Genomic DNA, 8,572 nt, shown 5'->3' on the forward strand with positions numbered 1-8,572 from the left:
GATAAAGACATTCAAGAATTTGACTATGATAAATGGAATGCTTTGCATTTAGCGCAGAATTTAGAAAACAAAGGTTTTACTTGTGTAGAAATACCACAGCGGATTGCTAATCTATCCATTCCAACAAAGACATTTCGTGAAAAAGTGTATGAAAAGAAAGTGAAACATACTGGTGATCCCGTGCTTTTTTGGGCTCTTAATAACGCTGTTATTAAAATGGATGACCAAGAAAATATTATGATCTCGAAAAAGATAAGTAAAAATCGTATTGATCCAGCGGCAGCGGTATTAAATGCATTTGCAAGGGCAATGTATGGGGCGAGTGTAAAAGTTGATGTGTCCGAATTCGCAAATAAAGACTTTCTTAATAAATTATGGAACTAGGGAGGGGGTGAGTGTGTGAAACTATTGGATTCAGTTCGAAAATTCTTCAGCTTTGAGAAAAGGCGAGTAGTTGAGTTAAATAAGGATGATGAAAAATTATTAGAGTGGTTAGGAATTTCACCGAGTGATGTAAATGTAAAAGGGAAAAACGCTCTCAAAGTTGCTACAGTCTTTGCTTGTATCAAAATACTATCTGAATCTGTCTCTAAGCTTCCTCTTAAAATCTATCAAGAGGATGAAAGTGGGATTCAGAAGGCGGCAAGACATTATCTTTACAACTTGCTCAAGTTGCGGCCGAATCCATATATGAGTTCAATGAATCTTTTCGGTGCACTGGAAACTCAAAAGAATTTATACGGAAACAGCTACGCTAACATTGAATTTGATCGAAAAGGCAGAGTAAAAGCTTTATGGCCAATCGATTCCTCAAAGGTGACTGTCTATATCGATGATGTTGGATTACTTAATTCGAAATCAAAAATGTGGTATGTCGTCAATGTGAATGGCAAACAGATTAAGTTAATGCCAGATGAGATGTTGCATTTTAAAAACGGTCTTACTCTTGATGGGCTTGTTGGCGTACCAACTATGGATTATTTAAAATCGACGGTTGAAAATTCAGCTTCAGCACAGAAATTTATAAACAATTTCTACAAACAAGGATTACAGGTAAAAGGGTTAGTTCAATATGTTGGAGATTTAAATGAAGATGCAAAAAGAGTTTTTCGTGAAAATTTCGAGTCCATGTCTAGCGGATTGGAAAATAGCCATCGAATTGCGCTAATGCCAGTGGGATATCAGTTTCAACCCATATCATTAAGCATGTCAGATGCGCAGTTTCTTGAAAATACAGAGCTTACCATTAGGCAAATAGCCACTGCTTTTGGTATCAAAATGCATCAACTTAATGATTTAAGTAAAGCTACTCTTAATAACATTGAACAGCAGCAACGACAATTCTATACAGATACATTGCAAGCTACTTTAACGATGTATGAGCAAGAGATGACTTATAAGCTATTTTTAGACAGTGAGTTGGATAAAGGCTTTTATTCGAAATTCAATGTAGATGCTATTCTACGGGCGGATATTAAAACGAGATACGAAGCTTATAGGACAGGTATTCAAGGTGGTTTCCTCAAACCTAACGAGGCCAGAAGTAAAGAAGATTTACCACCAGAAGCTGGTGGAGATCAATTACTCGTTAATGGGAATATGATGCCGATTGAAATGGCTGGACAGGCTTATTTGAAAGGGGGTGGTAATAGTGGCGAAAATGGAAAAGAAGGAAACGAAGGAGATTCGAGCGTTACCGATGACGATTGAAATTCGTGAGGCGAATGAAGAGGAAGGTAAGCGTACAATTTCCGGGGCCATTAAATACAATACCGAAAGTGCTGAAATGCGCGATTGGTGGGGAGATACCTTTGTGGAAGAGATTGCGGAAGGAGCTTTTGACGAAAGTTTAAAAGTTCGTGATGTTGTGGGTTTATGGTCGCACGACACATCTCAAGTATTAGGAAATACTAAAAGCAACACATTGCGCATCGAAGACGATAAGAAAGAATTACGTTTTGAATTAGATATTCCAAATACCACTGTAGGTAATGACGCTTGGGAGCTTATTAAACGCGGTGATGTGGATGGTGTCTCATTCGGAATGAAAGTAATAAAAGATAAGTGGTCATCTGAGGAACGAGAAAATGGCAAGCTTTATAAGCGATCTATTCTAAATGCTGAACTTTATGAAATATCACCAGTTGCATTTCCTGCTTATCCAGCTAATGAAGTCAATGTTCGCTCATTAGATGATTTTAAAGCGAATGAAAAACGAGCTGCAAATGAATACCGTAAAAGAAAATTAGCGTTGGAATTAGAGCTTCTGTAGAAAGCTCATTTTTTATGCCAAAATTCAAAGGAGTGTTTAATTTGTCAAAAGAATTACGTGAATTATTAGCGCAATTAGAAGAGAAAAAGTCAGAAGTACGTTCTCTTATGAGTGAGGACAAAGTAGAAGAAGCTGAAGCAATGATGAACGAGGTACGTTCTTTACAAAAGAAAATTGAGTTACAGCGTTCACTTGATGATTCTGAGACAGAACAACGTCAAGTTGGAAACGAATTAGAAACACGCTTTGGCGAAGAAGATATTGAGTACCGCGATGTATTTATGAAAGCATTACGAAACAAACCACTAAATGCAGAAGAACGAGAATTCCTTGAAAACGAATTAGAACAACGTGCGATGTCTGGACTAACAGGGGAAGACGGCGGTCTTGTTATCCCGCAGGATATTCAAACAAAAATTAATGAATTATCCCGTTCATTTGATGCTCTTGAACAATATGTAACTGTTGAGCCAGTTCAAACACGTTCGGGATCACGAGTATTAGAAAAAAATGCGGAAATGGTTCCTTTTGCAGAAATTACGGAAATGGGAGAAATTCCAGAAACGGACAATCCTAAGTTCTTTAATATGGAATATGCAATAAAGGACAGAGCAGGGATTTTACCGTTATCCCGTTCTTTATTGAAAGATAGCGATCAAAACATCCTGAATTATGTGATTAAATGGTTAGGGAAAAAATCAAAAGTTACACGCAATGTGCTTATTTTGAATGTTATTGATAAATTGACAAAACAAGCGATTAAGTCTCTTGATGACATTAAAGATGTACTAAATGTTAAATTAGATCCAGCAATTTCTCCAAATGCAATTTTACTTACAAATCAAGATGGATTTAACTATTTGGATAAATTAAAAGACAAGGACGGAAAATACATTTTACAGCCAGATCCAACAAAGCCGAACCGAAAATTATTTGATGGGAAACCAGTTGTCGTAATTTCTAATCGTTTCTTAAAAACGAAAGGAACGACCGCTAAAAAAGCACCTCTTATTATTGGGGATTTAAAAGAAGCCATTGTGTTGTTTAAACGAGAAGATATGGAGCTAGCTTCTACAGATGTAGGTGGTAAAGCATTCACACGTAACACATTGGATTTACGTGCTATTCAACGCGATGATGTAAAACTTTGGGATAGCGAAGCAGCGGTATACGGGGAATTGGATTTGAGTGCACCTGTTGAACAACCTCAATAATAGTTTGAGGAGGCTTTTACATGTTAGTTACTGTAGAAGAAGCTAAAGAATGGATTCGGGTGGATGAAGATGATACCCGTACAATTACTATGTTAATCAAAGCAGCTGAAAAATATATTTTCAAAGCAACTGGTAGAACATTCGATGAAAAGAATGAAGATGCCAAGTTGCTTTGTTTATTTTTGGTTTCCGATTGGTATGAAAACCGACTACTTGTAGGAGAAAAAGCCAGTGAAAAAATCAGAACCATTGTTCAGAGCATGATATTACAGCTCCAGTACGCTCCAGAGCCTCAGGAGGAAAGAAAATGAATCCTGCAAAATTAGATAAACGGCTTACATTTCAAGTAAAAGATGAAAATGCAAAAGGGCCAGATGGTGAACCGATTGACAAATATAAAGATGTATTCACTGTATGGGGCTCTTTTATCTTTTTAAAAGGAAGAGAATATTTTCAAGCAGCAGCAGCGAATAGCGAGGTTCAAGGGAAAACAGAAATTCGTTATCGTAGCGACGTTACCGCTGATATGAAAATTAAGTACAAAGATGCCATATATGACATTATTTCAGTCCTTCCAACTGAAAATCATACGTTATTAATCATGTGGAAGCGTGGTGGTATGAATGGCTGATGGTGTAGATTTTATTGGGTTTGACCGTCTTATCACTGGATTGGAAGCGATGGGAGCACGTGGTAAGGAAATAGAAGATAAGGCCCTTGCAGCAGGTGGAGAACCTATTCGAAAAGCAATTGCAGAACGAGCGCCTAGAAGTACAACGCCTAAACCACCATCAAAAAGTGAACCGTGGCGTACTGGAAAACATGCCGCTGATCAGATTAAAGTTACAAAGGCTAGGTTAGAAGGTGGCGTTAAAACGGTGAAAATTGGTCTTGATAAGGCTGATCGATCTCCGTGGTTTTATTTAAAATTCCATGAATGGGGAACGTCGAAAATGCCAGCGCATCCATTCGTGGAACCAGGCTTTAATGCTTCTAAAGCAGGGGCTGTACGTGCTATGACAGATATTTTAAAAAATGAAATGAGGCTGAATTTGTGATAAATTTACGCCCTGTTATTTTACAAGCTCTTGAGGCAAATCAAGAGCTTGTTTCATTGTTAGGTGGAAAACGCATTTATTATAGAAAAGCAAAAAACGCAACAGAATTTCCTAGAATCACATTTTTTGAGTTAGATAACAGACCTGATGGGTTTGCGGATAATAAGGAAAGCGAAAGTGAAATTCTGTTTCAAATTGATATCTGGTCAAAGAATAGCACGACAGCAATTCATCAAAAAGTGAATGAAGTCATGAAAAGTATTGGTTTTTCACGTTATGCAGTTGCTGATTTATATGAAGAAGATACACAAATTTTTCATTATGCGATGCGATTCGCGAAAGGAGTGGAATTATAGATGGCTGGAGAGGTTATAAAAATTAGCTCGACTGTCGGTGTAGATAGTCTTGTTTATGCAAAAGTGTTACAAGATGATGCGATGGGTGTTGACTATTCAACAGTAAAGAAAATGGAAGGTGCCGTAAAGGTTAAATTAACTAAGAAGGTATCTTCAGAAGTCATGTGGAGTGATAACAGGAAATCAGAAATTGCGGAATCTGATGGTGAAACTGAAGTGGAAATTGAAGTTCGAGGATTGTCACTTTCTACAAAGGCTGACATTGAAGGGTTCCCTGAAGTGCAAGATGGGGTTTTGGATGAGAAGCGTGAAGGAGAGAAACCGTATTTAGCAATTGGGTTTCGTTTCTTAAAAGCGAACGATAAATATCGATACGTTTGGTTATTAAAAGGAAAACTTTCACAAGAAGAAGAAGAGGCTGAAACTAAGAAAGATAAACCAAACTTCCAAACAACGAAACTTAAAGGTTCCTTCATTGAACGTGATTTTGATGATAGAACGAAGTTTACAGCTGATGAAGATGAACCAACATTTACAAAAGCTGTTGGAGATAATTGGTTTAAAAAGGTATATGAAAAGCCTGTGGCACAGCCGCCAGCAGAGCAGAAGTAAGAGGGAGTATAAACTCTCTCTTTTTTATTAAATAAGGAGGAATAGATCATGAAATTAACTTTATTGATTAATGGAGAAAAGGAAATTTTTCAGTTACCAGATTTTATTCCAGCGCGTTTAATTCGCAAGTCAACAGAGCTTGCGGAAATTCCAAGCAATCCAGATAAAGCAGATTTAGACAAAATGGTTAAGTATGTGACGGAGGTTTATGGAAATCAGTTCACAGTAGACCAGTATTGGGATGGTGTGGACGCTCGTAAATTTTTATCGACAACAACAGAGGTCATTAATTCTCTTATAAATGAAACAGTAGAAGCAGCAGGTGGTACAACTGGGGGGACAAGTGAAGACCCAAACCAATAGAGGGAGGAGGGCTAACGTTCAAGGAATTTATGGACGAGCTCTACCTCTCTTTATTGCGTCAAGGATATAAACATCATCAAATCGATAATGAGATGGATATTTGGCATTACCTAAGACTAAATCAAAAAAATAGCCAGCAAGGAAATGTAGAAAAGGAAAATTCTAACGAAATCTACGTTCCTGCGGAAAACATTATCTAGGGAGGGAGGCGGAAAAATGACAAATGAAATCAATAACTTAGTTGTCCGACTGTCTCTGGATAATATTAATTTCCGACAAGGTATCGCAAATTCTGGTCGTGCAGTACGTACATTGCAGAATGAACTAAGGTCTATCAGTACAGGTATGGGCGGATTTGCAAGCGCAAGTCAACAAACACGTGCAAAAATCGATGTTTTAAACCGTATTATTGAAGCACAAAAAGAAAAAGTTAGAGCCTTAAGACAAGCATATGATCAAAATAAGGCGAAACTCGGTGAAAATAATGCGGCTACTCAGCGATATGCTGCACAAGTAAATAGAGCTGTAGCAGATTTAAATCGTTTCGAAAATGAACTTAAACAATTAAACCGACAAGCAGAGCAAAAAGGAATTGAGAAGCTCAATAATTCGTTAAAAGCATTGCAAGCTGAATTTCGATCCATCACCACCGGGATGGGGGGATTTGCAAACGCCGCGGACCAAACGCGAGCTAAAATCGATGTTTTAACACGAATGGTTGATAAGCAAAAAGAAAAAGTTAGAGAATTACAATCTGTTTATAATCGTGTAAAAGCAGAAGAAGGCGAAGCGAGTCAATCGGCACAACGTTATGCGGAGCAAATTCATAGGGCTACTGCTGAATTAAATCGATTTGAAACAGAATTACAGCGTTCCAATCGTGAGTTAGAGCAACAAGGCAATCGCTTATTAAACTTTGGTAATCGTATGGAGACGTTGGGGAATCATCTACAAAATGCTGGTGCTCAAATTGGTATTGTTTTTGGTGGGATGACCTATGCCATAGGACGTGGATTGAAGTCAGCGGTAACCGAGTCTATGAATTTTGAACAGCAAATGGCAAACGTCAAGGCTGTTAGTGGTGCTACTGGTAACGAAATGAAAAAACTCAGTGATTTATCAGTTGAAATGGGAGAGAAAACAAAATTCTCGTCTGTGGAAGCAGGTAAAGGTGTAGAAGAGTTAATAAAAGCAGGTGTCGGTTTAACGGACATTATTAACGGTGGTTTAGAAGGCGCTCTTAACTTAGCAACAGCTGGAGAATTAGAACTAGGTGAAGCGGCTGAGATTGCATCTACAGCACTAAATTCATTTAAGGCAGATAACCTCTCTGTAGCAGAGGCAGCTAATATTTTATCTGGCGCAGCTAATGCTTCTGCTACAGATGTACGCGAATTAAAATATGGATTATCCATGGCATCGGCAGTCGCGGCTGGTACAGGTTTAACATTTAAGGATACCAGTACGGCTTTAGCGGTTTTTGCACAAAATGGATTAAAAGGTTCTGATGCAGGTACATCTTTGAAAACGATGCTTCTTAATCTAGTACCTTCTACAAAAGAAGCGACACGTACTATGTTTGATCTAGGTCTTGGTGCAATGGATACAAACAAAGCTATGCAATTTCTTGAAGAAAGAGGTATAAAACCGCAAGGAAGTTCATGGGAAGAGTTAGCTCAACAAATTCATAAATACCTTGAAGAACAAGAAGGGTTAGGACGTTATACAAAAGAACATGCGAAAGCATGGGAAAAATTATTAGAAGAGCAAAATATGTATTCCAGTGCTTTTTATGATGCCCATGGAAAAATTAAATCTTTAGCAGATATATCTCAATTACTTAAAGAAAAACTTGCTCATTTGACCGATGCGCAAAGGCAACAAGCTCTTCAAACGATGTTTGGTACTGATGCTATCCGTGCAGCGAACATTCTATATAAAGAAGGTGCTGACGGTGTAAAAAACATGTATACAGAAATGTCTAAAGTAACCGCGGCGGATGTTGCAGCTACAAAGATTAATACTTTATCAGGTCGTATTGAATTATTGAAAAGTGCATTTTCAACTATGAAAAAGACAATTGGTGATGCACTTGCCCCTGTTATTAGCGTGTTTGTTGCTGGGTTACAAAAACTTGTGGATGGGTTTAATGCATTACCTGGTCCTGTACAAAAAGCAGTAGCGATTACAGGCAGTGTTGTTCTTGCGATAACCGCTATTGTAACTGCTATAGGAGCATTTCTTGGAGTAGTTGGAATGGTTGTTTCAGGCATTGGTGCTTTATCTTTAGCATTAGCACCAATTGGTGGAATTGCTGGACTCGCCGCAGGAGCAGTTGGTTTATTGGGAAGTGCGCTCGCTGTTTTAACGGGGCCAGTCGGATTGGTAGCAGCTGCACTCATCGGAACAGGTGTAGTTGCTTATAAAGCGTATCAAAAAGCAACTGAAGATAGTATCGACAGTGTAAATCGTTTTGCTGAAAATGCGGAAGGTAAAGTAAGTTCGTCTACAAAGAAAGTTCTTGGTGAATATTTCAAGTTATCTGACGGTATTAGACAAAAATTAACTGAAATTAGATTGAATCACGAAGTAATAACAGAAGAACAGTCGCAGAAGTTAATTGGTCAATATGATAAATTAGCTAACACAATTATTGAAAAAACCAACGCAAGGCAGCAAAAAGAAATTGAAGGACTT

At 38.0% G+C, this 8,572-nt stretch carries 11 protein-coding genes; all 11 read left to right on the plus strand.

All coding sequences use genetic code 11. The features are described 5' to 3' along the window. A partial coding sequence (locus tag MR058_RS22250) for a terminase TerL endonuclease subunit (protein WP_242145879.1) occupies window positions 1-384 on the plus strand: 384 nt, incomplete at its 5' end. Window positions 385-399: 15 nt separating this feature from the next. Next, window positions 400-1,710 carry a phage portal protein gene (locus MR058_RS22255; protein ID WP_012095039.1) on the plus strand — a complete coding sequence of 437 codons (1,311 nt, stop codon included), beginning with the start codon at window positions 400-402 and terminating at the stop codon, window positions 1,708-1,710. Next, window positions 1,661-2,272 (plus strand): HK97 family phage prohead protease, encoded by a 612-nt coding sequence (locus MR058_RS22260; protein ID WP_210351402.1) that lies wholly within the window; start codon window positions 1,661-1,663, stop codon window positions 2,270-2,272. Before MR058_RS22255 ends, MR058_RS22260 begins: the two co-directional genes overlap by 50 nt. Before the next feature lie 41 nt (window positions 2,273-2,313). Continuing rightward, entirely contained in the window at window positions 2,314-3,486 is a 1,173-nt protein-coding gene (locus MR058_RS22265; RefSeq protein ID WP_242145880.1) for a phage major capsid protein, read from the plus strand. Between the two features lie 20 nt (window positions 3,487-3,506). Next, window positions 3,507-3,797 (plus strand): head-tail connector protein, encoded by a 291-nt coding sequence (locus tag MR058_RS22270; protein ID WP_012095036.1) that lies wholly within the window; start codon window positions 3,507-3,509, stop codon window positions 3,795-3,797. Further along, window positions 3,794-4,117: a phage head closure protein gene (locus MR058_RS22275; protein WP_012095035.1), complete on the plus strand. Its 324-nt coding sequence runs from the start codon at window positions 3,794-3,796 to the stop codon at window positions 4,115-4,117. The genes MR058_RS22270 and MR058_RS22275 overlap by 4 nt, the downstream gene beginning before the upstream one ends. Then, window positions 4,110-4,544, plus strand: a complete 435-nt coding sequence (locus tag MR058_RS22280; protein WP_242145881.1) for an HK97-gp10 family putative phage morphogenesis protein — start codon at window positions 4,110-4,112, stop codon at window positions 4,542-4,544. The genes MR058_RS22275 and MR058_RS22280 overlap by 8 nt, the downstream gene beginning before the upstream one ends. Next, the gene (gp17, locus tag MR058_RS22285; RefSeq protein ID WP_012095033.1) at window positions 4,541-4,900 is read left to right on the plus strand and encodes a tail completion protein gp17; all 360 of its coding nucleotides are present in this window, start codon (window positions 4,541-4,543) and stop codon (window positions 4,898-4,900) included. The genes MR058_RS22280 and gp17 overlap by 4 nt, the downstream gene beginning before the upstream one ends. Next, on the plus strand, window positions 4,901-5,512 hold the full coding sequence (locus MR058_RS22290; RefSeq protein ID WP_012095032.1) for a major tail protein: 612 nt from the start codon (window positions 4,901-4,903) through the stop codon (window positions 5,510-5,512). It abuts the gene before it with no gap. Between the two features lie 48 nt (window positions 5,513-5,560). Continuing rightward, on the plus strand, window positions 5,561-5,875 hold the full coding sequence (gene gpG / locus MR058_RS22295) for a phage tail assembly chaperone G (protein ID WP_012095031.1): 315 nt from the start codon (window positions 5,561-5,563) through the stop codon (window positions 5,873-5,875). A 216-nt stretch (window positions 5,876-6,091) separates the two neighbouring features. Next, window positions 6,092-8,572: phage tail tape measure protein (locus MR058_RS22300; RefSeq protein ID WP_242145882.1), on the plus strand; the 2,481-nt coding region annotated here is incomplete at its 3' end.

Origin of the sequence: Bacillus cereus group sp. BfR-BA-01430, from assembly GCF_022663115.1 — a bacterium.
Taxonomy (GTDB): domain Bacteria; phylum Bacillota; class Bacilli; order Bacillales; family Bacillaceae_G; genus Bacillus_A; species Bacillus_A cereus_BD.